Annotated in this window: 26 protein-coding genes and 1 tRNA gene; 14 read left to right on the top strand and 13 right to left on the bottom strand. The window is 54.0% G+C overall.

Translation table 11 applies throughout. The annotated features are described in order from the left end of the window. Window position 1: 1 nt before the first annotated feature. From WCX49_RS02475 to WCX49_RS02465, 3 genes are read right to left on the bottom strand one after another with little or no spacing between them, the layout of a single operon-like run. A complete protein-coding gene (locus tag WCX49_RS02475; RefSeq protein WP_345985995.1) occupies window positions 2-775 on the bottom strand; it encodes a 4-(cytidine 5'-diphospho)-2-C-methyl-D-erythritol kinase in 774 nt (257 codons plus the stop codon). After that, window positions 772-1,593, bottom strand: a complete 822-nt coding sequence (gene truB / locus WCX49_RS02470) for a tRNA pseudouridine(55) synthase TruB (RefSeq protein WP_345985994.1) — start codon at window positions 1,591-1,593, stop codon at window positions 772-774. The genes WCX49_RS02475 and truB overlap by 4 nt, the downstream gene beginning before the upstream one ends. Before the next feature lie 7 nt (window positions 1,594-1,600). Continuing rightward, window positions 1,601-3,649 (bottom strand): UvrD-helicase domain-containing protein, encoded by a 2,049-nt coding sequence (locus WCX49_RS02465; RefSeq protein WP_345985993.1) that lies wholly within the window; start codon window positions 3,647-3,649, stop codon window positions 1,601-1,603. A gap of 247 nt (window positions 3,650-3,896) precedes the next feature. Here WCX49_RS02465 and WCX49_RS02460 point away from each other — a divergent pair, with 247 nt between their 5' ends. Continuing rightward, the gene (locus WCX49_RS02460) at window positions 3,897-4,796 is read left to right on the top strand and encodes a LysR family transcriptional regulator (protein WP_345985992.1); all 900 of its coding nucleotides are present in this window, start codon (window positions 3,897-3,899) and stop codon (window positions 4,794-4,796) included. Window positions 4,797-5,109: 313 nt separating this feature from the next. On the opposite strand, the gene WCX49_RS02455 is transcribed toward WCX49_RS02460, so the two are convergent. From WCX49_RS02455 to cysK, 3 genes are read right to left on the bottom strand one after another with little or no spacing between them, the layout of a single operon-like run. Then, a complete protein-coding gene (locus tag WCX49_RS02455; protein WP_345985991.1) occupies window positions 5,110-5,571 on the bottom strand; it encodes a hypothetical protein in 462 nt (153 codons plus the stop codon). Window positions 5,572-5,583: 12 nt separating this feature from the next. After that, the gene (locus WCX49_RS02450) at window positions 5,584-6,165 is read right to left on the bottom strand and encodes an aminotransferase class IV (RefSeq protein WP_345985990.1); all 582 of its coding nucleotides are present in this window, start codon (window positions 6,163-6,165) and stop codon (window positions 5,584-5,586) included. A 3-nt stretch (window positions 6,166-6,168) separates the two neighbouring features. Beyond that, a complete protein-coding gene (cysK, locus tag WCX49_RS02445) occupies window positions 6,169-7,089 on the bottom strand; it encodes a cysteine synthase A (protein ID WP_345985989.1) in 921 nt (306 codons plus the stop codon). Window positions 7,090-7,254: 165 nt separating this feature from the next. On the opposite strand from cysK, the gene WCX49_RS02440 reads away from it, so the two are divergent. The 8 genes from WCX49_RS02440 (at window position 7,255) to WCX49_RS02405 (ending at window position 15,552) form a co-directional block, all read left to right on the top strand. Next, the gene (locus tag WCX49_RS02440; RefSeq protein WP_345985988.1) at window positions 7,255-8,595 is read left to right on the top strand and encodes a hypothetical protein; all 1,341 of its coding nucleotides are present in this window, start codon (window positions 7,255-7,257) and stop codon (window positions 8,593-8,595) included. Window positions 8,596-8,854: 259 nt separating this feature from the next. Beyond that, the gene (locus WCX49_RS02435) at window positions 8,855-9,856 is read left to right on the top strand and encodes a MoxR family ATPase (protein WP_345985987.1); all 1,002 of its coding nucleotides are present in this window, start codon (window positions 8,855-8,857) and stop codon (window positions 9,854-9,856) included. A 156-nt stretch (window positions 9,857-10,012) separates the two neighbouring features. Continuing rightward, window positions 10,013-11,185 (top strand): VWA-like domain-containing protein, encoded by a 1,173-nt coding sequence (locus tag WCX49_RS02430; protein ID WP_345985986.1) that lies wholly within the window; start codon window positions 10,013-10,015, stop codon window positions 11,183-11,185. 111 nt (window positions 11,186-11,296) lie between these two features. Next, window positions 11,297-11,611, top strand: coding sequence for a F0F1 ATP synthase subunit C (locus WCX49_RS02425; RefSeq protein ID WP_231020210.1), 315 nt, complete (start codon window positions 11,297-11,299; stop codon window positions 11,609-11,611). 120 nt (window positions 11,612-11,731) lie between these two features. Further along, window positions 11,732-11,817: transfer RNA gene (locus WCX49_RS02420), tRNA-Leu, on the top strand. A 187-nt stretch (window positions 11,818-12,004) separates the two neighbouring features. Continuing rightward, a complete protein-coding gene (locus WCX49_RS02415; protein ID WP_345985985.1) occupies window positions 12,005-14,380 on the top strand; it encodes a putative metal-binding motif-containing protein in 2,376 nt (791 codons plus the stop codon). A gap of 309 nt (window positions 14,381-14,689) precedes the next feature. Then, window positions 14,690-15,073, top strand: a complete 384-nt coding sequence (locus WCX49_RS02410; RefSeq protein WP_345985984.1) for a hypothetical protein — start codon at window positions 14,690-14,692, stop codon at window positions 15,071-15,073. Window positions 15,074-15,258: 185 nt separating this feature from the next. After that, window positions 15,259-15,552, top strand: coding sequence for a hypothetical protein (locus tag WCX49_RS02405; protein WP_345985983.1), 294 nt, complete (start codon window positions 15,259-15,261; stop codon window positions 15,550-15,552). Window positions 15,553-15,555: 3 nt separating this feature from the next. On the opposite strand, the gene WCX49_RS02400 is transcribed toward WCX49_RS02405, so the two are convergent. Both WCX49_RS02400 and WCX49_RS02395 read right to left on the bottom strand, forming a co-directional pair. Further along, complete coding sequence (locus tag WCX49_RS02400; protein WP_345985982.1) at window positions 15,556-16,065, bottom strand: hypothetical protein; 510 nt, start codon at window positions 16,063-16,065, stop codon at window positions 15,556-15,558. Continuing rightward, window positions 16,065-16,784 (bottom strand): hypothetical protein, encoded by a 720-nt coding sequence (locus WCX49_RS02395; RefSeq protein ID WP_345985981.1) that lies wholly within the window; start codon window positions 16,782-16,784, stop codon window positions 16,065-16,067. The genes WCX49_RS02400 and WCX49_RS02395 overlap by 1 nt, the downstream gene beginning before the upstream one ends. Before the next feature lie 1,558 nt (window positions 16,785-18,342). On the opposite strand from WCX49_RS02395, the gene WCX49_RS02390 reads away from it, so the two are divergent. After that, window positions 18,343-18,576 carry a hypothetical protein gene (locus WCX49_RS02390; protein ID WP_345985980.1) on the top strand — a complete coding sequence of 78 codons (234 nt, stop codon included), beginning with the start codon at window positions 18,343-18,345 and terminating at the stop codon, window positions 18,574-18,576. Window positions 18,577-18,584: 8 nt separating this feature from the next. Continuing rightward, window positions 18,585-18,806, top strand: a complete 222-nt coding sequence (locus tag WCX49_RS02385; RefSeq protein WP_345985979.1) for a hypothetical protein — start codon at window positions 18,585-18,587, stop codon at window positions 18,804-18,806. 3 nt (window positions 18,807-18,809) lie between these two features. Here the strand turns inward: WCX49_RS02385 and WCX49_RS02380 are convergent, their stop codons facing one another. Beyond that, window positions 18,810-19,199, bottom strand: a complete 390-nt coding sequence (locus tag WCX49_RS02380; protein ID WP_345985978.1) for a PaaI family thioesterase — start codon at window positions 19,197-19,199, stop codon at window positions 18,810-18,812. A 144-nt stretch (window positions 19,200-19,343) separates the two neighbouring features. Here WCX49_RS02380 and WCX49_RS02375 point away from each other — a divergent pair, with 144 nt between their 5' ends. Then, a complete protein-coding gene (locus WCX49_RS02375; protein WP_345985977.1) occupies window positions 19,344-19,937 on the top strand; it encodes an outer membrane beta-barrel protein in 594 nt (197 codons plus the stop codon). 33 nt (window positions 19,938-19,970) lie between these two features. Here WCX49_RS02375 and WCX49_RS02370 read toward each other — a convergent pair whose 3' ends face one another. From WCX49_RS02370 to WCX49_RS02355, 4 genes are all read right to left on the bottom strand, one after another. Beyond that, entirely contained in the window at window positions 19,971-20,687 is a 717-nt protein-coding gene (locus WCX49_RS02370) for a C39 family peptidase (RefSeq protein WP_345985976.1), read from the bottom strand. After that, on the bottom strand, window positions 20,687-21,616 hold the full coding sequence (locus tag WCX49_RS02365) for a hypothetical protein (protein ID WP_345985975.1): 930 nt from the start codon (window positions 21,614-21,616) through the stop codon (window positions 20,687-20,689). The genes WCX49_RS02370 and WCX49_RS02365 overlap by 1 nt, the downstream gene beginning before the upstream one ends. 105 nt (window positions 21,617-21,721) lie before the next feature. Then, the gene (locus WCX49_RS02360; protein ID WP_345985974.1) at window positions 21,722-22,090 is read right to left on the bottom strand and encodes a hypothetical protein; all 369 of its coding nucleotides are present in this window, start codon (window positions 22,088-22,090) and stop codon (window positions 21,722-21,724) included. 332 nt (window positions 22,091-22,422) lie between these two features. Beyond that, a complete protein-coding gene (locus WCX49_RS02355; RefSeq protein WP_345985973.1) occupies window positions 22,423-22,758 on the bottom strand; it encodes a hypothetical protein in 336 nt (111 codons plus the stop codon). Between the two features lie 290 nt (window positions 22,759-23,048). Between WCX49_RS02355 and WCX49_RS02350 the strand changes: the two genes are divergently transcribed. Both WCX49_RS02350 and WCX49_RS02345 read left to right on the top strand, forming a co-directional pair. Next, the gene (locus WCX49_RS02350; RefSeq protein WP_345985972.1) at window positions 23,049-24,206 is read left to right on the top strand and encodes a glycosyltransferase family 1 protein; all 1,158 of its coding nucleotides are present in this window, start codon (window positions 23,049-23,051) and stop codon (window positions 24,204-24,206) included. Further along, window positions 24,203-25,081 carry a DMT family transporter gene (locus WCX49_RS02345; protein ID WP_345985971.1) on the top strand — a complete coding sequence of 293 codons (879 nt, stop codon included), beginning with the start codon at window positions 24,203-24,205 and terminating at the stop codon, window positions 25,079-25,081. Before WCX49_RS02350 ends, WCX49_RS02345 begins: the two co-directional genes overlap by 4 nt. The last annotated feature ends 46 nt before the right edge of the window (window positions 25,082-25,127 follow it).

The following is a 25,127-nucleotide window of genomic DNA, read 5'->3' as shown; positions in this document are numbered from 1 at the left end:
CCTACCCTTCGGAGACTTTGAAAAAACTGCTCCCGCTGCCGGAGAAGAACCAGCCGTGGCGGAAATGCTCTTTGAGTTCGGGGTAGAGCGACAGCGCCGGCTCGAAAAGGTCGTTCGCATCATCGGCGCTCAGTTCGGAAAGCAGCGTTTTGGAGTCGGTGGCGGCAAAATAGTCATAATCCCCCGCAGAGAGCTCCTTGTAGAAGCTCTCCCGGAAACGGCGGTAGACCGCGGGAGTGCTGATCTCGATCGGCGGCGTACGCGTCTCGAGATGCAGCGGCGTTTCATGAAAAGGTTCCACGATCTCCCCGATCCCGGAGACGTTCGCACTGGGGTACCCGTAGACGAAAAAGGGGACATCCGCACCGACCTTTGCACCGATGGCGGCCAGCTCGCTGACGTCCAGGCCTAGGTGCAGCACTTCGTTGCACATCTTCAGATAGGTTGCCGCATCCGAACTGCCTCCTCCCAGCCCCGCAAAGGCCGGAATGTGCTTGTTGACGGCGATCCCGTGGGTCTGCATCAGCCGCTCGAGTTCCGCCGACCCCGTCGCTTCGAGCAGGGCGGTGTACGCTTTGTAGATCGTGTTCTGTTCCGTCGTACAGGCGAAATCGCCGTCGATGACGAACCCCTCCTGCTCCTTCGGGAAGAAATAGAGCAGGTCATGCAGCTGCTCTACCACCATGAACCGCGACAGGATCTCGTGGTACTCCCCGCGCCTGCCCGTAATCTTGAGAAAAATATTGACCTTGGCCGGTGCCGTGTAGTGCTTCATAATGCCACCTTGTTCAATACGTAATGCACGCCTTCGCCGTCAAAGGCGAAGACCGCCATCTCCTGCCCGTCATCGACACGGTAGACCCCGTCTTCCACGGGAGCGAACTCGTCGCGCGTCAACGGCTGCCCCAGGGTGATTTTCCGCCATTCGCCCCGGTATTCAACCGGGGGGAGACGCAGGCAGCTTCGGATATCGAGGGCGCGTTCCCCTTCATAGACGAACTGACCTTCGCAGAGCCGTTCGAGCATACTGAGCGATCCCCCCTCGAGGCCCAGCCGCTCATACACGAGGCGTCCGAGCGATCGGATATAGGTCCCCTCGGAAACCGTCGCCTCGAAGGTGACGAAGGGGTGGCAGTAGTGCAGCATACGGACATCATACACAGTCGAATATATCGTCTCCAGCTCAAACGGGATCCCCGCCCGGGCCAGATCGTAGGCCCTCCGCCCGTTGATCCGCTTTGCACTGAAGATCGGCGGCGGGTAGGCCTGCTCCCCCTTCAGGGATTCGACGGCCTCCCGGACCTTTGCCTCCGGCAGCGGCGCGATGTCGTCGATCTGCTCGACCCCTTCGATGTCGAGGGTGTCGGAGTGCGCCCCGAGCCAGAGCGTCGCCCGGTAGCGCTTGGGGGTCTTGTCCAGGAAACGGAAGAGCGAGGTGTATTTTCCGAAGGCGATGATGAGCACCCCCCTGGCAAAAGGATCGAGGGTACCGGAATAGCCCGCTTTTTTCACCCCGTATTTGCGCTTCAGGGTGCGCAGGAACTGGTTGGAGCTGAGCCCGGTGGGCTTGTAAGCGACAAAGAGTCGGTTCATGGACGTATCAGAGGCGTTCGACAAAGGAAGCGAGGATCTCCCGCTTGTTGCCGCCGAAGTTGATATTGAGCTTGAATTCGCGGCCGGCCTTGCTCACCCCGATCACGCGTCCGGCGCCGAAGATTTTGTGACGGACGAGGTCCCCTTTTTTGAACGCCGTGTTCTTCTCGATCTTGAGGGAGCTTTCGCAGAGGCCGGCTTCGCCGAAGAAACGGCTCTTTTCCAGTTCCGTACGGCGTCCCTTGTAGTAGCGGCTCTGGACATGCGACAGGGTCAGCGAATCCTTGGCGCGCGTAAAGGAGACGTACCCCAGGCGGCGCTCCTCCTCCAGATCGCTCCCGTCCCCGATCAGCGGCAGGAACCCCTCTTCGAGGCCGATGATGAAGAGGTGCTCGAACTCCAGCCCCTTGGAGGCGTGGATACTCATGATGTAGATGCTCTCCCCCTCCACCTGGTCCTGTTCGCTCTGCAGCGAGACTTCGTTTAAAAAGGCATCCAGGGTCGCTTCGGGGTTCTGCTTGATGAAATCGCGGAAGAGGCCGAAGAACTCGTCGATGTTCTGCACCCTCTCCGTCCCGTCGGGCATCGCCTCGTAGAAGGCCTTGATCTTGAAGATCTCGTCGATGCGCTCGGCGAAGCTGTAGAGCGATTCGTCCGCGACGGCGCGCATCTGTTCCAGTTCGCTGACGAACTGCTTGAGGGTCGTGGCGTTCTTCTTGCGCACCAGTCCTTCGAGCTCCGCGGCGGCACTGAGGCGTATCAGATCGTAGAGGGAGCGCTCCTGCTCGATCGCCGCCAGCTCCAGCTTGTCTATAGACGCCTTTCCGATCCCGCGTTTGGGCTTGTTGATGATGCGCTTCATGGAAAAGTTGTCGTGGTGGTTCGTAATGACGCGCAGGTAGCTGATCAGGTCCTTGATCTCGGCCCGGTCGTAAAAGCGCAGCCCGCCGACGAGCTTGTAGGGGATCCCGGCGCGGTTGAGCCCCTCTTCGAGGGAGCGGCTGAGCGCGTTGATGCGGTAGAGCACGGCGATCTCGTTGGGGCGGACCCCCTCGCTGATCAGCTTTTTGATCTGCAGCGCAATCTTGCCCGCCTCCTCGTTCTCGTCATTCGACGAGAGCATCTTCACCGCTTCCCCGTCGCCGCGGGTCGGCAGCAGCGTCTTGCCCAGGCGGGAGCGGTTGTGCTCGATCAGCGCGTTGGCGACGGTCAGAATAGGCGTGCGCGAACGGTAGTTGTGTTCGAGTTTGACGACCATGGCATCCTCGAAGTCCTGGTCGAACTCCAAGATGTTGCGCACGTGCGCCCCCCGCCACCCGTAGATGCTCTGGTCGTCGTCCCCGACGACACAGAGGTTGTTGTGGGCGCTGCAGAGCTTCTGCAGCAGCTTGAACTGCAGCTCGTTCGTATCCTGGTACTCGTCGATCATGATGTACTGGTAGCGCTTGCTGGTCTCTTCGGCCAGTTCCGGATGCTCGTCGAGCAGTTTGTAGGTCAGGGAGATAAGGTCGTCAAAATCCACGAGGTTGTTTTCGACGAGGTAGGCCTCGTACTCCTTGTAGACCTTCGCGATCTGCTCGTAGTTTTTCTGCTCCGCCTGGGCATGGGCCTCTTCCGGCGTGATCAGGGAGTTTTTATACCGGGAGATCTCGCTGGCAACCAGCGGCAGCGGCAGATCGCCGTTGAGTTTTTTCAGGATCCGCTTCTTGTCGTCGGTGTCGATGACGACGAAATTGTTCTCACGGCTAAGGCGGTGGATATGGAACTTCAGGAACAGCAGGCCGAACTTGTGGAATGTACACAGCAGCGGCGGGTAGGTGTTCGCGTCGATCATCTTCAGGGCGCGTTCACGCATCTCCTTGGCCGCTTTGTTGGTAAAGGTCAGCGTCAGCGTATTGCTCGCGGGGATCCCCACAACGTCCAGCAGGTAGGCAAGGCGCGAGGTGATTGTCGTCGTTTTTCCGCTGCCCGCTCCCGCCAGGATCAGTAAGGGGCCGTCGATCTTTTTGACCGCTTCGGCCTGCTGCTCGTTGAGGTTTTTGAAAATATGTTCCATCGTCCGTTTTTCGTGTTTTTAGGTTAATCTATTATATCAATAAATTTTTAAGCTCTCATTGTTTGATGTCAATTTGATGTTACTTCAGCGGAAAATTATAAAAAAAGTAATCAAAACTAATTTCTCTTATTGAAATGACTATCATTGTACGTTATAATTCTGATGTTTTATTTTTATGGTGCCCTGTTATCCAAAAGCGGACGCTTTATAACAAAGACAAATACGGCCCATTGCCAAGGATATCTGAATGCTGAAAGACTTCGCCAAACTCCAAACCTTTTTGACCGTCGTTAAAGAGAAGAGCTTTTCCAAGGCGTCTGCAAAACTGGGCATCTCCCAACCCGCCGTCACCCAACAGATCAAATTTATCGAAGAGTATCTTGACACCCGCATCGTCGAGCGCAAGAAGAACGGGATCAAGCTGACCAAAGAGGGCGAAGACCTTTACCGCATCGCGATCAAGCTCGAAAAAGCGATCAACACGAGCCAGAAAGAGCTGCTCAAGATCATCAACAAAGACTTCACCTTTATCCTGGGTGCCTCCTACGCGATCGGGAACTACGTCATTCCGACCTATCTCGGTGCCATCAAAGAGAAGATCCACAACGAAGTCTACATGCACGTCGGCCTCTCCAACGAGATCATCGACGAGCTCGAAGACAAGAAGATCGATGTCGCGCTGATCGAGTCCCCGGTCTTCCGCGACGGGATCATCTACCGCGAATGGATGGAGGACGAACTCGTCCTCTTCTCCAACCAGCCGCTGCCGAAGTATCTGAAGAAAGAGGACTTCTTCACCTTCGACTGGATCTGCCGCGACGAGAACTCCCACACCCGCAAGCTCGTTTCCGAAGCCTTCGAAGAGCTTGAGATCGACTGTTCGACGTTCAACGTCATCGGGGTCGTCCAGTCGCCGACGGCGGTCAAGGAGACGATCATGCGCTCTCCCAAGGATGCGGAGCGCCCCATCGTATCGGTCATCTCCCGCCACGTCATCGAGGACGAGATCGCCGAGGGCAAACTGTACGAATCACGCATGCGCAACTTCCGCGTTCACCGCAAGTTCTACATCGCCTACTCAAAAGACCGCAAGCACGACGCCTTCGTCAACAACGTCGTCGACTTCCTGCTTACCATGCGGATGTAAGTACGTTTCATACTCTTCTATCCCCCGGGGGACTTTCTCCGAGGCGGGTGCTAAGTGCTAAGTGCTAAGTGCTAAGTGCTAAGTGCTAAGTGCTAAGTGCTAAGTGCTAAGTGCTAAGTGCTAAGTGCTAAGTGCTAAGTGCTAAGTGAAACGTATGACAATCCGCTTCATCTGTCAAGTCCGAAACGATTATTAGCGTGTCAGCAGGATCACCGGGGCATGGTATGTCCCGAAAGCGGCAGCCTTTTATCCTTTTTTCTTCCCGGTTCGGCTTCTTTTTTGGATAAGCAAAAAAGAAGGGGAACGAACCTCATCACTTCTTCTTCAGAAACTTCTCGTTTTCCGGATTCGACAAAAATGCCGCCATCGAATTCTCGATCCCGCCGTCATCGACCGCTTCCGCCTCTTCCGCACCGCTTTTATACACGGCATGATTGATGAAAATGGGCGTTTCGTCGATAATGATCTGCATGATGCTCGGCAGGGGCACCGTCACGAAACTGCCGATGTTCTCCGCGCCGAAGCCCGCTTCGAAGATGAGGCGGTTCCCGTCGATGCGCGCACTGTCAAAGGTGTAGCCCGCGAGATAGAACAGGGTCATCGGCCGGAAGGACTCGGTGATGTGCTCGGGCAGCGCCGGTTCGAAGCCCAGATGCTCGATCTTGCAAAGAATGCCGAAAGACTGGTCATGTTCGAACAGGTAGAGCATCAGCTCCTCGACATGCCGCTGCATTAAATCGACAAATTTTTCATCATTGAGAATATTGATGAGCATCATCTCTCCCAGTTAATTAATCGGGGGAAGTATACCACCGCTCACCTCGACAAAGCCTGACAGGGCATTCATCACGGCCACCCGCTCCGCGCCCCGTGCCGCATCGAGGGTGATGTCGGCGCAGATGAGCTTCCCTTCGGCGATCAGCCGGGCACGCGCCGTACCTTCGAGCAGCGGCCGTTTCGGGGTCAGCCACTGCTCCCCGATCAGGCAGGCGACATTGGCGATGGTTGTATCGGTGATAAGGCCTTCCTGGACGATCAGGACGTCGTCCGCCTCACCCCGCAGGTCATAAAGCTGATTAAGTCGTTCACGTTCGGTCGTTTTGTCGCGGTAGGTGATCGTCTCGTCCGTCACCGGCTGTAGCGAGGTGATGATACGGGGGGGATAGGGGAGAAGTTCATATGTGAACATTTGTTCATCGTACTGGACACGGCAGCGCCAGCGCCCCGTTTCCGGGGCTTCAAGACGGCTTGCCAGGTCGTATTGGGAAAAAATGCCGTGGCGCTTGAGCGTCCGTTCCAGACGCTGCTGGTGCCATTCAAGATAGGGGAAACGCCCCTCTTCGGCCAGGATCGTTTCCAGAAAGGGCATGGCCTATTCGCTGAACAGTGCCGTCGAGAGGTAGCGTTCGGCCGTGTCGCAGAGGATGGTGACGATGGTCTTGCCCTTGTTCTCCGGGCGTGCGGCCACCTGCATGGCAGCGTAGACGTTGGCCCCGGCGGAGATACCCACCAACAGCCCCTCCTCTTTGGCCAGCATCCGCGACGTCGCCATCGCATCGTCGTTACTGACAGTGACAACCTCGCCGTAGATCGCCGTATTGAGGACCTCCGGCACGAAGCCCGCGCCGATCCCCTGGATCTTGTGCGGGCCCGGTTTGCCGCCGGAGAGGACTGCCGAGTCCGTCGGTTCCACGGCAATGATCTCGATGGAAGGGATCACCTCTTTGAGGCGCGTACCCGTTCCCGTCAGCGTACCGCCGGTCCCGACGGCAGCGACGAAGATATCGAGCTTGCCGTCCGTGTCACGCAGGATCTCTTCGGCTGTCGTGCGGATATGCACCGCCGGGTTGGCCGGGTTCTGGAACTGCTGCAAGATAACGGCGTTGCCCAGGTTCTCTTTGAGCTCCTCGGCCTTTTCGATGGCCCCCTTCATGCCGGACATTGCCGGGGTCAGTACCAGCTCCGCGCCGAGGGCCTTGAGGATATTGCGGCGCTCGATACTCATGGACTCGGGCATCGTCAGGATGAGTTTCAGCCCCAGTGCGGCACAGATCGAGGCGAGCGCGATCCCCGTGTTGCCGCTGGTCGGCTCGATAATCGTCGTCTGGGAATTGATGATGCCGTCGTCCATCGCCGTTTTGATCATGTTGAAACCGATCCGGTCCTTGACGGAGCTCGTCGGGTTCATGAACTCGCATTTGCCGAGGATCGTCGCTCCGGTCTGCTCGGAAGGGGTGTTGAGACGAATCAGCGGCGTGTTGCCGATCAGTTCAGTGATGTTTGACGCTATCATTCCTTATCCTTTATTGTTGCTTCGTGCTATTATAGACGAAGCCATGAGAAATTATCTGTAATCCATAGTATTTAACTATGTTTTTACGTGTATTTTGACAGATGTCAACCTTAAATGCATTTGCCATTCCCATGTGGATAAGCATACACGGTTATAATGACGGTTATGAAACTGCGAACATTCACCCACAAACGCATCCTGCTTTTCGGTGCCCCGCGCGCCTTTTCGCGCGATGAGTTCGACCGGCTGCTGCAGGCGGCACAGATCACCCTGGCCGATGCGTACGACGACAGTGTCGACGCCGTCATCGAGGGCCGGCTGATCAACCCTATAGAGCAGGAAACACTCGACCGGCTCTACGATACCCGCAAGGTCGTCCCCCTCTCCATCGACGATTTCGAAAAGACGCTCTGTTCGCAGATCGAACCCGACCGGATCATTATGAGCCTCAAGCTCACGCGCGACCGCGACCGGCTCCGCGCATTTTTGCAGAACCCCTACATCGACAACGATTTTTTCCTGAAACTGCTGCAGCTTTACGACTGGGGTGGAGAGGGCTTTTTCGAGAGCGATGAGAACCGCGACGTCACGGCGGCGCTGATCGGTCGCTATTACGAGAACCTCGAACGCAACCACAACGTCCAGTACTCCACCCTCGGCCTCATGCACCTGCTCCGGCAGACCCGCCGCCCCCGGCTCATCCGCGTCATCGGCGGCCTGCCGCCCCTCCGCAAAGCCGTCAGCTCCGGCGACCGCCAGATGCGCGCCGTGCTCGAAGCGCTTGCCCTGCACCCCGACACGGACGAACCGACCCTCAAACACTTCATCCGCCAGGGGGACGATGCCCTGCGAACGCTTGTGGCTTCACGCCCGGCGCTTGACCCCGCCCTGCAGCAGGAGCTCGCCGGCATGAACGATCCGCAGATCCATACGGCGCTGGCCGCCAACCCCGACCTCGGCCCGGCGCTGGCCGACACCCTCTTTGCCGACGGCAGCCTCGCCGACGTCGGATATGCCCATATCCGCCTCGACGGCGAGCGCTATGAAAAGGGCCTCATCGACCACGCAGCAGCACTGGCCGCCAATCCCTCGCTGACAGAGGCCATGCAGCGGCAGCTCTATACAAGCGGCGATCACGCCGTCCGATGTGCCCTGGCGGCCAATCCCGCGCTGCAGATCGCCGATACACTCACGGACGACGGGGATGAAAGCGTCATGCAGGCGCTCGCCGCCAACCCGTCGCTGAACACGGCGCAGCTCGAAGCCCTGGCCGGCACGGGCTGCTGCAACAGGGCGCTGGCGGGGAACGGCTCCGCCCCTGCAACGCTGCTCGAAGCGCTCTACGCCAAAGGCGATAGCGACGTCCTGCTTGCCCTGGCGGCCAACCATGCGACCCCCGTCGCGATCCTGCAGCAGCTGCAGCTCGATGCGCGTTTCGAGCGCGCCGTACGAACCAACGACGCCTTCGGGCAGTTCATTCAACGCGAAAACATAGGATGGTTATGAGGGCACATCCAACTCCCCTCCGCGTTTTCAGCGTTACAGAGAAAGTTCTCATCGGAATCTACCTTCCAAGGTTTGTCAAATGCCTGAGGCATAGTACAATCCTGAAGAGAGTTTTCTCTGCAACGCCCTGCGGGAAAGCATTTGAGGCACGATCTTTCCTTGGTTCACTTTTTGACGTAGCTCCCGCTATGCCTGCAAAGCGCTCCAAAAAAATCTCATACCTCAAATCCTTTCTGAAATTCACGCAGGGAAATTGGAGGTGCCCTTGAGAAGTCAAGAGATCATTGAAACCCTGGACGCCCTGGTCGATCAGAAGCTACCGACCTTTTTGTGGGGAGCACCGGGAATAGGCAAATCCTCCGTCGTCAAACAGATTGCCGACGCGAAAGGCATCGGTTTTATCGACCTGCGCCTCTCGCTGATGGACCCGACCGACCTCAAGGGGATCCCCTTCTACGAGAACCAGGCGCATCAGGCCGTCTGGGCGCCGCCGTCGTTCCTCCCGCGGGAGGGGAGCGGCATCCTTTTCCTCGACGAGCTCAACACCGCCGCGCCCTCCGTCCAGGCCTCGGCCTACCAGCTCATCCTCGACCGCAAGGTCGGCGAGTACGAACTGCCCGAGGGATGGGCCATCGTCGCGGCGGGCAACCGCGAGAACGACCGGGGCGTCGTCTACCGCATGCCGCTGCCGCTGGCCAACCGCTTCATCCACCTGGAGATGGACGTCAACGTCGACGACTGGCGCCGCTGGGCTTATACGCGAGGCATCGACGAGCGCATCATCGGCTACATCAGCGCCAACAACGCGGCCCTCTTCGGTTTCGACCCCGACAGCGACACCAAAAGCTTCCCCACCCCGCGCAGCTGGGAGTTCGTCAACGGCATCCTGAACGCCAACATGAACCCCGCCCTGACAATGAATGCCATCGCCGGGGCCGTCGGGGAGGAGCGCGCCGTCGATTTCACGGCCTTTGCCAAGGTGATGCACCTTCTGCCCGACACCGATGCCGTCCTGCGCGGGGAGTCGCATGAGGTCCCGGAGGATCTCAGCGCCCTTTACACCCTCGCCTCCGCCCTCGTCGCCAAAGTGCTCAAAGCCCCCGAAGACGATACGCTGGCACGCCTGCTCGACTACACCCACCTGCTCCCGCCGGAGTTCGCCGTCCTCATCGTCCAGGACCTCCAGAAAAACGGCGTCATGATGGACCACCTCGACGCCTACGGCAAGTGGGTCGGCAAGTTCGCCTTCCTTCTGCAATAAAAAGGTATGGCATGGCGCGCGCATGTAATAGAAAAAGGTTGACAACCGATCAACACCATTCATGCGCGGCAGCCGATTTGCCCTTTCTTCTTCCCGGTTCGGCTTCTTCTTTGGGCAAACAAAGAAGAAGGGGAACAAACTCCCGAGGTTTCACCCATGTCTGAAAACATCGCCGCCGAAAAACTGGGCAAGGCCAAGGCCACCCTCCTGCTGAACTCCCCCTACTTCGGTACCCTCGCCAGCCGACTGGAGCTGGACACCAGCGACGACATCCCGGGCTTTCTCAGCAACGGCCTCCGCCTGGAGTACAACCCCGAATACGTCGAAGGCCTCGACGCCCGGGAATGCGAGTTTATGCTGGCCAACGGGGCCATGCACGCCGCGCTCGTACATGAACGGCGCCAGAACGGGCGGATGAGCTGGCTGTGGCAGCTGGCCACCGACCACGCCATCAACGCCATGCTCGTGCAGAACAACTTCGCCCTGCCGCCGCAGGTCAACTACGACCCCCGCTTCGAAGGGATGTACGCCGAAGCGATTTACGCCCAGCTCAAAGACGAGATCAGAAACGAAGAGTACAGCGACGACGAGAGCAACGATACCGGCTTCAACGAGAACAACCAGCGCAAGCGCGACGAGCTGAAAAACGCCGAAGGGGACCACGACCCGGACAAAAAACGGCCTCAGATGGAGGTGGAGAACAGCGTGGACGAGTCGCTCTTCGAGCATTTTGAGAAGGCCGTCCGCGAGATGCTGGCGCAGCAGGGCGACACCCCGCTGGGGCTGGAACGCTTTTTCATCCCCACGACGAAGAGCGTCATCGACTGGCGCAGCGAACTCGCGCACGCCCTCAACCGCCACCTGCGCAGCGACTACCGCATGCTCCCGCCCTCTAAAAAACTGCTCTACAGCCACATCTACCTCCCCTCGCCCACGTCGGAGACCCTCGACCTCGTCATCGCCATCGACAGCTCAGGCTCCGTCGACGAAACGCTACTGGGGCGCTTTATCGCCGAGGTCGAGTCCCTGCTGGAGACCTTTTCCGACTACCGTATCGAGCTGCTCGTCTGCGATGCAAAAGTACAGTCGCATCACCAGTTCTACCCCGGCGAGCCGCTTGTCTTCGACCTCAAAGGCGGGGGCGGCACCGACTTCCGCCCGGTCTTCGAGTGGACGGAGCGCCACGCCCCGATGGCGCCGCTGCTGCTCTACTTCACCGACTGCGACGGCCGTTTCCCGGACAGGGAGCCCCTCATCGACACCGTCTGGATCACCCCGGAAACAGAGCGGGAAGTCCCCTACGGGAAAATCATCCCTATCACTTTATAGACAACAAAGCGCCTCTTAAGCGTGCAATATCTATAATTCGCCCGCAAAGTGACAAGTAGGGATACGCAAGCCGAACGGACTTTGACACAAAAAAATTTACTGGAGAACTCCATGAAAAAGATTCTTTTTCTGATGGTTGCTTTCGCTGGCGCTGCTTTCGCAGCTGACGCTGACGTTGCAAACCAGACACTCAAAGCTTACTCTATGATCGCTGCAGGCGTCGGCCTCGGTCTCGCTGCTCTCGGTGGCGCTATCGGTATGGGTCACACTGCTGCTGCGACTATCGCAGGTACTGCTCGCAACCCGGGTCTGGGTGGTAAGCTCATGACTACAATGTTCATCGCCCTCGCGATGATCGAAGCTCAGGTCATCTATACACTCGTTATTGCCCTGATCGCTCTGTACGCTAACCCGTACCTCGGCTAATCAGCCGAAAAACCCGCGAAGGCTTCGGCCTTCGTTTTTTTTGACAGCCTGAAGAAATTTAAGCTGTTTATAACATTCTCGCCAGTATAATTCTGGTCTTTTAAAACTTACTGTTAAAACGCGACCGTGGTGGAATTGGTAGACACGCTATCTTGAGGGGGTAGTGCCAACTTGGTGTGCGAGTTCAAATCTCGCCGGTCGCACCATCTTCTAATTTTTTCACAAAATCATTCAAATCCGACTCAAAACTCTGAAACAAAAAACTTCGTTTATTTCTCCCTATGCGATGCTGCCGTCTTTGCTGCAAATACCACCCCTTCTGTCATGATTTTTATACGCTTCTAAGAGGGTTCATTCGATAATAAAATTATTGCTCTGACAAAGGATGGCATGATGATCCGGATGGGAATGCTCTTACCCGCCTTTACGGCGTTGATCTTATTGACTGCGTGTGGCGGTGGCGGCGGGGGCAGCAGCACCCCGACGGTGACCGGCCAGTTTATTGACGCCCCCGTCCAGGGGCTCTCCTATGCCTGTTCTTCCGGAACGGCCGGCACGACCGATGCCGGCGGCGGGTATACCTGCCCGGACGGCGACACCGTCACCTTCTCGGTCGGCGCCGTCTCCATCGGAACCGTCACGGCTGAAAGCGGCCCGGTCGTTCCCTACAGCTTCTTCCCGGCAGATACCGTTGCAGCCGTCAACCTGGCACGGCTGCTGCAGTCGCTTGACGGGGACGGCGACCCCAACAACGGGCTTATCGATCTCAACAGCACTTTGATCGCCGCTCTGCCCGCGGGGACGGATTTCAGTTCCCCCACTTTCGCCGCAGACGTCGAAGCGGCGCTGGGGATAACGCTGGTCGGGGCAGTAGAAGCGATGCACGCCCTGGGCGAAGGGATGGTGGCCGCAGGCATGACCGTCCCGCTCACAGCAATCGCCGTTCCCGAAAGCAGTTCGGACATCGAGGTCAACGACACCGTCGCCGTCGTTTTCACCCGAAGTATGGATACGACCAGCCTTCTGCTCTCCGGCACGATGGCGCCCCAGAGCAACGGCGGGGCCTGGAGCACGGACGTCCATGCCAATGACCGCCTGACCTTTTCGGCTAAAACCTTCTGGTCGGAAGGCGCCCAAACCCTCGTCATCGATGTGAACGACACCGGCGCCAATGCGCTGGGTCAACTCTCACTCTCCTACACCGTGGCGGCTCCCGCCGATGCCGATGCGGACGGGTACCCCTTTACCACCGACTGCAACGATACCAACCCCAACGTCTATCCGGGCGCAACCGAAATCATTGGGAACAGTATCGACGACAACTGTAACGGTATGATCGACGAAGTCGAGGTCTGTGACGGCGTCGACAACGACGGCGACGGCCTGATTGACAGTGCCGATCCGGACCTCATCGCGCAGCTTTGTGAAATGCAGGACGGCGTCTGCAGCGGTGCGAAGAAAACCTGCGGCGGCGCTGCCGGATGGCTCCCCTGCAACGACGCCGTCTACCTGGCCCACGATGCCTCCTATAACAGCGTCCTGGACGGATGCGACAGCCTGGACAACGACTGCGACGGTGCGACAGACGAAGATGGGGCGACTGTCTGTGACGACAACTTTGCCTGTACGATGGATGTCTGTACCGCCGGGGCATGCAGCAATACACCCAATGATACGTTCTGCGATGACAGCAACCCCTGCACTACTGCATCCTGCAGCCCCGAAGCGCTCAGCGCTGATCCGGTCACAGGCTGCAGCATCCAGTCGCTTCCTGCAGGGACAACCTGTAACGACGGAAACCCTCTGACCGTCGACGATATCTGCCAAGTCACGGGGGTCTGCAGCGGTACGCTTTCTACCGATGCGGACAGCGACGGGGTCTCCGACGCCGCGGAAATCACAAACGGCACTGACCCGAATGACCCCGATACGGACAACGACGGCCTCAACGACGGCCAGGAGCTCAGCGCCAATACTGACGCGCTCGACGCCGACACCGATGATGACGGCATCCCGGATGGCCTTGAAGTCACCTATTCACTCAATCCGCTTGACAATGACAGCGACAATGACGGCCTGATCGACGGCCTCGAGATAGGAACAACTTCTGCCGTCTCGGGCGGCACCAGCGACGGTGCGGCCGCCATCGCCTACAGCGGTACGAACCTCGGTCTCTGGCAGCCGGACAATGATCCCGGCACACACACCGACCCCCTCGACGCCGACAGCGACAACGACGGCCTTTGCGACGGCCCTGCCGCGGTTGCCTCCGAATGCGTCAGCGGCGAAGATCTTGATGCAAACGGTGCCGTAGGCGCCTCCGAGACGGACCCCGCCGATGCCGACACGGACGACGATGCCCTCAAAGACGGCAGCGACCCGCATCCGCTGGCACCCGACAGTTCCACGTCACCGCTCGTTCCCGGCGGCACCAGTGACGGTGCCGACCCAGATGGAAATATCGACTACAGCGGTACAAGCTGTACGGACGCCGACATGGACGGTTACTGCGCGATCCTGAACGACTGCGATGACACGGATCCGTCCATCAACCCCGGTGCAACTGAAATCCTAAGCAATGGAATTGATGAAAACTGTAACGGTAACGCAGATGACGTTCCTAAACTTCCCAATGGGTCTCTGTGTACTTCAACCAGTGACTGTACTTCTGGTAACTGTGTGGACGCTTATTGTTGTGACACTGCGTGCACTGGTCTAACCGAGGCGTGTAACGTTCCAGGATACATTGGTACCTGTACTGCTTTTTAGTAGCGCGAATGCATTTGGCAGGCTGCCGATTCCTTTACCGGGAATCGGGAGTTTTAATCTTTCATAGATTTACCAAGGGAAATACTTCTCATATTCTCTCAAAAATATGTGGAGCTGATCCGCATTTGTAAAGAGTTCTGATGACCCATAAAAGCTAAGAGCTGGCAAGGTAAAAGGCTTGAAGGTCTGCATACCAACATGACGAATCAATGAACGAACTAGAACTGAATGTATGGCAATTCCATTAAAAATATCAAAAAACAAGGAAGGGTTAGGTAAATTTATCTCCTATAAATAGGAGTTGGACCTATGAAAATATTTCTCTCACTGCTAATCGCGGCATCATCACTTCTTGCACTTGATGGTACTGGTTCATATAAGATTGAAATGTCAGACAATCAAAAAATCATAAACGTATATGCAAAAAATGTAGGTTATATGAATGTAAGCCTGACACCGTCCAGCTGCGGTATGTTAAGTGTCTACGATAGACACAACAAAAAAATTCCAAATACCTTTGCTTGGGGTGCCAATATCAAAGTATCCGTTGGAACATACAGAATACAAGTAATCCCGAACCGAGGTGATTGCATACTAAATGTATTAATGCCAGAAAGAATTAATAATTACAGTGACACAGAAGATGCAGAAGATTCCAGTGGTGGAATCAGCATACAAAGAAGTCAAAATTAACCCATTATACGAGTTTATTTTCAATTACAACACTGAAAACAAAAACCCATACTATTGGAAGTAACGATATGCCTATTTGCCAAAATTGCAACGAATTCTACATTAGTAAGACATGCCCTCACTGCGCTGCAGGCAACATCAGAACCGATAAGACAACCAAGAAAGCTTACTACGTCATAGGTGCAATGGTAGTTGCGACACTGATCTTGGCCTTTGTTGCGTTCAAACCAACAAATCCACTAATCGGCACCTGGGTATCTGCAACCAAATTACCATTCATGGGACGTCAAAAAATCGAGTTCAGAAAAGACAGCATGATCACAATGGGGATCTACGCGAAAGTTAAATATGACGTAGACGGAAACACGGTGATCGTCCATGATGACAGCGGAACCGGAGCAGTGTATAGAGTTGTTGACAAGAATACGATTTTCATCGAAGCTTTTGGGATAAAGAGCATCTACAAAAAAATAGAATAATATTTACTTTTTTGCTTGTTTATTTTTCTCATGCGACTCAAACCTAGTCTGCTCCAATCGCATATCAACCAAACTATGTTCTAATGTTGATATCTTATCTTCAATTCGTTTTTTCGCTTCCTGAAGATAAATAATATCTCTTTCAATTAACGCAATTTGTCTATCGTGTTCTACAATCGTAGACTTATCTGTTTTAATTGCCTTTTTGTTAGTATCAATATCCGTTTTTGCATCTTCTAAATCGCGATAGATACTAAATAAGAAATAAAGTAAAGGGATCAAAGCAGCTACAGTTACAATTTCATTTATGTATTTAGATATATATTGATAAAGATTTTTTTTCTTATCCTCAGTCTTTACTCTTGGCCGTGGTACAGATGTAAAGTTCTCTTCACCTTCTCCCCTTCTCGTACCCTGAGTTGAAAAAACATCATCAGCATCTCGCACGTGCTCAGAATGAACATCATTAGGAATAAACCTAGGATTTCTCGTTTTCGGTTTCTTTCTTGCCATTATTTTCCGAGACCTGACAAATCAAAATTCGCAATAAATTGATCTTTGTCTTCAATATATTTAGCTTTTATATTATTAATTTCTTTTATAGGATCAGTTTTTGCAGGATTGTAATAACGCTGTACGTCGATATTGATATTAAGTTTATTCTCTGTTGGTGTTTCATCCTGCTCACTAAGATATATTGTATAAATCGTATTCCAAAAATCATCAACCAATTTATCCGCGATATCGCCACTAGTAGTTAACCTACGATTTTCAAAAGTCAGTTGAAACTTACCAAGGTAATCTGGTACGGAAAAAGTAACAAACTTTTGCATCATCTCATTTCTTTTTTTCTCATCCAAATCTATCTGGTGCTCACCAACAAAACCAATTCTTCTGATTGAAGGAAATGAAATAATCTTATTAGCAGCCTTCCAAAAAACATCAAAATCACTAATTACATTCGGAATATTTACAGGGTTTTCATCTAGAGAAGTCTTCTTTAATATAAATTGATCTTGAGTTATTGTTAAGGAATACCTTCCATCTTGTCCACGAAGAGATATTGTGTAATCATTTTCCTTGGAACCTGTATACCCTATCTCTGAAAAAAAAGGGTGTCCTTTCTTAGTTTCCAAATCCAATAGAGCATCGATTACAAGTCCACCTATTGAAGACAATCGAAAAAGTCTTTTGTTCAACATTACACCGATAACTACTCTACTTAATACCATGACAACACCTCAAAATACATTTGAAGACAGTTTATCAAAAAATATTGAAATAAATTTTTTAGTAATAATGCAAAAATGAATCACTTTGTCACTGCTCTAAAATAATTTCGCATTCAAACACAATTACCTCTATTTTACTCCCACAATTTAATACCTTTACATACCACGGTAGACTCTTCTTATATTCTCTCAAATAACGAATATTCTGCATGCTCAAAAATCTGTAGAGCTGATCAACATTTGTAAAAAGTTCTGACGGCCCATAAAAGCTAAGAGCCGGCAAGGTAAAAGACTTGAAGGTTTGCATACCGTAATGGTAGAACAGTGTAAAAAATGAAGACGATTTTATGTCAAAGCGGTGGTTTTTTTTCGAATCCCTCTGTACTCAAATACGATGTATTTTTTCAAATCACTCCTGTCTCACCATCCAAGCAAAAACTTCCAAACTAGAAACTTTTCAAAAAATTTACGATTTCAGAAAAACAGATCATTATCGTTTATTTCCATGAGGGCTCCTAACTTTAAAGTGCATCAATGTCAAGGATACAAACAACAAATTATTCAGATCTTCTCAATAATACGCACTGGTTCAAACGCCTGAATTTCGGGCTTTCCTAAACATACTTGATATGAACGCACCAAAGCAGGCATATTTCGTACTCTTTCAAACAATAAATATTCTCCATTATTAAAGCTCTGTAAAGCTTGCTCAAAATGTGTAAAAAGTTATGTCACAAAATGAAAACAAAGCGCCTGAAATATTACGTTCTTGAATAATTTATGCACCCCGTATTTTGAGTCATTGATGTGGATGTACTTCATGACATAGCGAGTAGAAATACGATTGCACTGAATTTTGAAAGCCAGAGTGATTATTTTGAACGGTACCAATCCGTCTCAGATAAAAGTAGCATTGCAGGTGTGATTAGAGTGCCACTGGGAATGGCACTCCGGTCAGAATCAAAACCAGTAGAAGTGGTTTTAGACTATAACGCAAAACATATTTTAGTCTGTGCCTTTAAAATTAGGACTGAAAATCCAAGATTACCCTAATCAACAGACTGATATGTCACGTCTCTCCACTTGTGCTGACAGCATAAGGACACGATATGGCAGCTAAATACTATGTAAGCAAAGAAGCAGGGAATGCAGGTGAACACGCAGTTCATAAAGAGGGTTGCTCACAGTTACCGAGTGAGAGAATTTTCCTTGGAGGCTTTTCACACTGTCTGAACGCGCTTGAGGCAGCGAAAGTATTCTACACGGCCGTAGATGGATGCGACTACTGCTCACCGATGTGCAGTAGATAACCGCCACCCCGATGTTGGACCAATCCTAGAAGTTGTGTCCAGCATTGGGGATCTGTTTTTTCAAATCCATCCGCTCGAAACCCTCCTAAATATACACTTCCTTCTTTCATCTTCCACACCCAGAAACTTCTGATCTAAAAACGGTTCTCCGTCTTTTCAACATAACGCTAAAGAGTAGGCAACCTTCCCGTCCGCAAGAGAGGTGCTTGCATATATAATGGTGTCAATGCCAACACACAGGAGCAAAAATGCAACTGCTTGAGGACAGCTACGGCAACGTCATTGCCGTCAGGAACATATCGGGGGTCACCGGTATCTATGAAAACGAGAACTACGTCGCGAACAGCAACAAGATGGATGAGAAACTCTACTACTTCAAGATCATCGCGGGAATTGTCTGGACGAGGTATTACACGACGATGGCGGAGGCGGAGACATACAGAAACGCCGTTATCGAAGCTATGCAGAACACGCCGGACTGAGTCGACGTATGGAATACGACATCATCGACGACAAAATCCATATTTACAAAAACACGGCGCGGACGACCACCTACGTCTACTGGCCCGAAGAGCTGATCAAGATTGTGGAAGCCCAGGAAGCGGGGCTTAGAAGTATTGTGCTCCCCGATTTTGCCGAGATCCTGGCGGAAGTATTGGACGAGCGCCCCGAATGCTTCATGTGCCACTACAACTCGGACCTCGTCATGTAATTTTCAGGAGTGCTGCGGGTCTTCCATGATGGCGTAGGTGCCCGTGGCAAAGGCGACGAGCTTGCCTTCATCGTGCAGCTCGATCGTGACGAAGGCCGTCTTTCGCCCCTGTCTTTTCACGGCGGCCGAGGCCAGCAGGTGCTTGCCCGAGGCGGGCTTGAGATAGTTGATCTTGATCTCCATTGTCACGGCCGTGTAGCCCTCGTCCAGGTTGGAGACGGCGGCGTACCAGCCGGTATTGTCCATCAGCGTCGAGATAACCCCGCCGTGCACAAAGCCCAGGTGCTGCAGATGGTACGGCTGAACGTGCAGCTCTACCTCCGCTTCGCCCTGCTCCGCGCGCTTCAGTGTCGCGCCGGTGTGTTCGAGAAAAGGGAATTTGATTGCCTGCATTGCTTCTCCTTTTTAAAGTGGATTGTAACGGCAAAACGTAGCAAAACCGTAGCGCCGCCGCCCTTATTTCATGTCCTTCCGTGGCTGTTTACTGTAAACTATGAATAATAATAGCTATGAAATACCATTCAAGAAGGAACTATGATGCGAAAATCCCTCCTGTTGACCCCGCTGCTTTTGGGCGCGCTCTCGGCAAATGCCTGGGCGCAGCGGGCGGATCTCTATTTCGGTCTGAACCTTTTCGGCAGCGAAAACAAATTCGATTTTGAAGCCAACGGCTATCATGAAAGACCATCGATCGGGAGCAAAGGTTTCGCCCTTAAATTCGGGGCCGTCCTCTACGACGGGTGGCGCCTGCAGGGCTATCTGCTCGGTGAACTCTTCGACGAGCCCCTCTTTGACTACAGTAATGACGAACTGTACGAGCTCGGGCTGGATGTTATGAAAACCTTCGAAACGTACTCGGCCTTGATGCCATTTATCCAGGCGGGAATCGGCAGCGGTTCGATGCGGCTTGACAACTACTATTACCCTGATGACGACCGCATCAATGAAGTCAGTCTCAAGGTCGGGGCAGGGCTTATCTTCCGCATCGCGCCGCAGCTGGAGCTGATGGGCGGCGTCGATTTCCAGTGGCGCACATGGCAGGACATCACGTATTACACGCCGAGCTACACCAAGCTCTCGACGGATGACAACTCCGTACGCTACTACGGCGGGATCAACTTCCTCTTTTAACAAAAAGCACGCGGGTGCGTGCGGACCAGGGAGCTAGTGGTCGATCCTGTTTTCGATGTACTGGTAGAGGTAGTCGGTGGAGTCGGGGACGGTCATAAACGTTTTGTCCGGCTGGACGGCCTCTTTGTCCACCGGGATAAACGCGAGCACCCGCCCGGGGTGTTTGAGGTCATCACGCTGGTAGAACATCTCCAGGAACTTTGCCATCTTCACTTTCATATTGCCGAATGAGGGGTCGGCCAGGTAGACGAAGTCGCCGCGGATCCCCTTGAAAACGGTAAAGTGTTCGAAGCGGCGGATCTTGACATAGAGGATGACCGGGATCCGCAGCTTGCGCAGGGCATCGATATCCATCGCGACACCCACGCCCCTGAACCCGATGGTCTGCCCGAAGTCGGCGAGGTCCGCGAACGAAAGGGCGAAGTCGCTCTTCTCCAGTTTATGCGCGTCGCTGCCGACACCTTTCATTTTCAGGACCGTCTGAACGATGCCGTTCTCGGTCACGTTCTGCTCGTAAAAATGGTTCATGATCGTCGCCATCGACGCCGCACCGCACGAGAAATCGTAGCGCTGGCGTACGACATCCTGCTCTTTGAGCTCACTCCAGCTTTTCACCGGGACCCTGACGGTGTACTCCTGCTCGATGATCGGCATGGCGGTTTTCACTTCGCCCTCCGCCTGTCCGGCATACACATCAGCCGCCGCAAGCAGCCAGAGTGCCGGGAAGAGTGCCTGCAATGCCCGTTTCATCAGAACCGCTTTGAGTAGATAAGGTTGATCGTGTTCTGGCTGTACGTGGCCGTTTCGTTGTTGCTGGCATCCAGGGAAATGATGTTGCCCCGGGAGACCTCGTAGCTTACCCCGATGTTATAGCCGATGGAAGATTCCGCAATCGTTTCCACTTTGCCGTTAAAGCGCTGCTCCGTCTGGTAGCGGTAGGTTACGCCCCAGCTGAGGTTGGTATAGGGGTTGACCGCAAAATAGACCTGCGGGGAAATCGCCAGGATGTCCGGGCGGTCACTTGTATCCCCTTTGTAATCCTCTTCCACACTCCACTGGTACTGCGCTTTGAAGACGAAGACAACCGGGTCCACCGTGTAATAGGAGAGCGCGTAGAAGTTGAACGATTCAAACGTCTTGTCCTGTTTCGTCGTCCCGATAACGTTGCCGTCGACGTCACGGTCGGCAAAAGTCAGCCGGCCGATCACGTTGGTCGAGACCCCCACCAGCAGCGAGGGGTAGACCCCCTCGTCCTTGACGCGGAACGTCGCACCGATACCCGCATGGTCGAAATCCGTATCTGCCTGGTTCGCGATCGCGTCGCCGAGCTGCACGCGGCTGGAGGTGTTGTGCCCGTTGGCATACATGACCAGTTCGAGCCAATCGGTCAGACCGTATTTGAGGTTCAGCGAGGCTACGACCACATCCTGGTCAAGCACCTGCTCCCCCGCATACGCCGGGATGTAGATGAACGAAAGCAGCGTCGATACCGGGACCACCGTACTCATCGCGGTTTTTTGGTCGATGTTGGAATACGCGACGGAGACATCGACGTTGAACGCATTTTTCTTGGAAAGAAGTTCTTCGACTTTCAGCGGTGTCTGGCCGTCCGCATGCAGCAGTGTCGAGAGCAGTGTCGCCGCACCTAAAAAGCGAAATAATGCTTTTTTGTTGAACATAAATAACCTTTGTGTAATTTCATCATGATTTTAGGGGGATTCAACTTAAAAAGTAAAAGCAGAAAAGGGGTGGCGTGCAGGTTGGCACCTGCACACCGGGGTTTGTTACAGTGAGGAAACGACCGCACCGACCAGTGCCGGGAGTCCGGAGTCGATAGTAAGCGGATCTCTGCCCGTATCGATGCTCAGCAGGCCGCCGACGTTGACATCGAGGTCAGCCGTGATCGGGAATGCCGCGCCAAGTGCAGCCGGTACCAGACCGAGCAGTGCACCGAGGTTAAGGCTAGCGAGCAGATCCGTCAGGATCGGACCTGCGACCGGGATCGCGCCGAGTGCACCAAGTGCTTCGAGGAGCTGACCTTCAGTCTGTGCCATTTCCGCACCACTCATCGTTACGACATTGACACTGTCCTGACCAAACATGAACTGTGCATCTGCTGTGCCGAAATCTGCAGCGCTAACGCTTGTGATCATACCTGCAACTGCAATACTTGCCAACACTTTTTTCATCTTTTCTCCTTTAGATGTAATACCTGAAGCGTTTGAATTAACGTTCGTACGTAAACTTTATACCGTATCACATTAAACTATTGTTAAAAATACAACAATTTTTAAATAATTTAGCGTTTCGTATAGAAATCACAATTAAAACATTGAAAAACAAAAATATTTTTCCTTTACATCACAATTAAATAAATGTGACACGGTTCAGAATCAGTTGTGTCGTTGTCGTTAAAAGAAGGTTGATTGGAAATAGGGAAAGAAGAACCCCTCCCCGGAGGGAGGGTAAGGGTAAGAGGGGTGTGTTAACCGAGCAGCGGGAGGCCGCCGCCGAGCAGACCGCCGACGAGCGGAAGACCGCCGCCGAGCAGACCTGAGAGCAGACCGTCAACAGTATCGAGCAGACCGGATACGATCGGACCGACGAGCGGGAGGCTGCCGACAATGTTCAGAACCGGGTCCAGGATAGTCAGACCGAGCAGTTGTCCCTGCGTACCGACCATTTCAGCACCCGTCATTGCGATTGCATCTACATTGCTCGCACCGAACATAAACTGAGCATCAGTAGCTGCCAGTTCTGCTGCAGATGCAACTGAAGTGATACCTGCCGCTGCTGCGACACCCATCATCATCTTTTTCATATATACACTCCTATAAAAATATCGAAGACCGTTGAGCCGTCCTCTGCAAAATATTATTTTCTTTTTTATTAAATAGAATTTAATTTAACAGTTTCCTAACTATTTTACCAATGCATAATTGTTTTCTTTAACTTTATTTAATTTTTACACACACTTTAACATTATTTATTAATATTTATTGCTTTTATTGCTATTTTTTCTCCTTTGACAACGCCGGCTCTACCGGCTGTAACCGCTTTGAAACCCCTGCGCGTTACGATTTCCGACTTATCGTCACGGAGCAAGCAACTATGCGCATCTGCATTTTTACCGATACCCTCGGTGATCTTAACGGCGTCTCGCGTTTTATCCAGGATATGGGCGAACAGGCCCTCGCAAACGGTATCGACCTCCATATTGTCGCCTCAACCGCCAAATACTGTCCCGATCTTCCCAACGTCCACAACCTGCCGCCCCGCTGGAGGGTCCCGATGCCCTTCTACCGTGAACTGGACCTCGCCTACCCCTCTGCCAATGCACTCGAAAGGGTCCTGAGGGAGCTGCGTCCGGACATCTTGCATATCTCCACCCCGGGGCCGGTCGGCATCATCGCCAAGAAACTGGCCGCCAAGCACAAGCTGCCCGTGCTCGGCACCTACCACACGGACTTTCCCGCCTATATCCGCGACAATACCGGGATGGCCTGGGCCAAGCGGGCCGCCGACCGGGCCATGCAGCGCTTCTACCTTCCGTTCTGGCGGGTCTTCACCCGTTCGGCCGAATACCTCGACATCATGGAACGGGAAATCGGTATAGACCGTGCACGCAGCGCACTGCTTCCCCCGGGCACAAACCGTACCCGTTTCCACCCCTCCCATAAAAACACGACCGTCTTCGCGAAATACGGCGTAACGGGGGACGGCCCGAAAGTGCTCTATGTCGGGCGCATCTCCAAAGAGAAGAATGTCCCCTTCCTGCTGGATGTCTGGCAGCGCTACAAGGCCTGCAACCCGAACAGTACGGCCGAGCTGCTGCTCGTAGGCGAAGGCTTTCTGCGCCACAAGCGTGCCAACCTCGCCCTCGATGACGTTACCTTCGCCGGGCCCGTTATCGGCGACGACCTCTCCGCACTCTACGCTTCGAGCGATCTTTTCGTCTTCCCCTCCGTCACCGATACGCTCGGCCAGGTCGTGATGGAGGCCCAGGCAAGCCGGGTCTGCTGCCTCGTGTCGGACGTGGGCGGTCCGCAAAGCATCGTCAACCACGGCGGCGGGCCCGGGGGCATGGTCGTCAGGGGCAATGACGACGATGCCTGGGTTGATGCCTTGGAAGCCCTTCTTGAAAATGCTACACTACGGCAAAATTTTGCACGCCGTGGGTATGAGAACATGCAGCATTTCGACATCAAAGTCTCTTTTACGCACTTTATAGAGACCCACAGCGATGCCCTGAAGCGACTGCACCGGTGACCCCGCAGCGTCAGGGCGAGCTCTACGCCGTCGTGCTCTCGCTGCTGGAGAGCTGGTTCCCCATTCTCGCCCTCGTCGCCGTCCAGTCCATCGGTCCGCTGAACACTTACGGCTTCATCCTTATTATCGCCACCGCCGTGCTGCTGCTCCTGCTCTACGTGCGGGAGGGGTTCGGCGGGCTTGCCGACAGGGAGGCCCTTCCCGACCTGCTGTGGACCTCCTTTTATATCACCCTGCTCTTCACCCTCGTTTTTATCGGGCTGCGTTATACCACGGCAGGGAACATGGCCGTCATCCTGACGCTTCAGCTCTTTTTCTCCTACCTCTATTTCAACCTGCCGGGGCGGGAAAAGCTCGATGCCCTGCATACCTTCGCCGCCTTTATGATGGGTTCGGGCGCGGTCGTCATTCTCTTTCCCGCGACCTTCGCCTTCAACCCGGGCGACCTGCTCATCCTCCTTGCCGCCGCGACGGCACCGCTGGCGAACCTCTACCAGAAGCGTGCCCGCCAGAGGGTCAGCGCGCTGGCCATCCTCACCTTCCGTAACCTGGCGGCCCTGCCGGTGCTCTTCGGCGCCGCGCTGTTCTTTGAAGGTTTCCCATCGACGGGGGCGTTGCTTGACGTCGTCCCGGCCATTACCGCCGTCGCCCTGCTCGTCTACGTCCTGGCCAAGATCCTCTGGATCGAAGCCCTGCACCGTATCGGCATCACCAAGCTCAGCGCCATGATCGCCTTCATGCCGCTCTTTACCCTGATCTTTGCCTACCCGACCCTGGGGGAGGTCCCGACCCTGCGGCAGTTGCTCGGAACCCTCCCGATCCTGCTCGGCGCCTACCTCATCACCCGCCCCGCCCCCGCGGCGCGCGTTCCGTAACCGCTTCGATAACAATTCTTCGCTATAATATAACCCATTCCAATAT

Origin of the sequence: Sulfurimonas sp. HSL-1656 (genome assembly GCF_039645585.1) — a bacterium.
Classification (GTDB): domain Bacteria; phylum Campylobacterota; class Campylobacteria; order Campylobacterales; family Sulfurimonadaceae; genus Thiomicrolovo; species Thiomicrolovo subterrani.
Note: the sequence above shows the minus strand (reverse complement) of the source record. Positions and strands in the feature narration are given on the sequence as shown.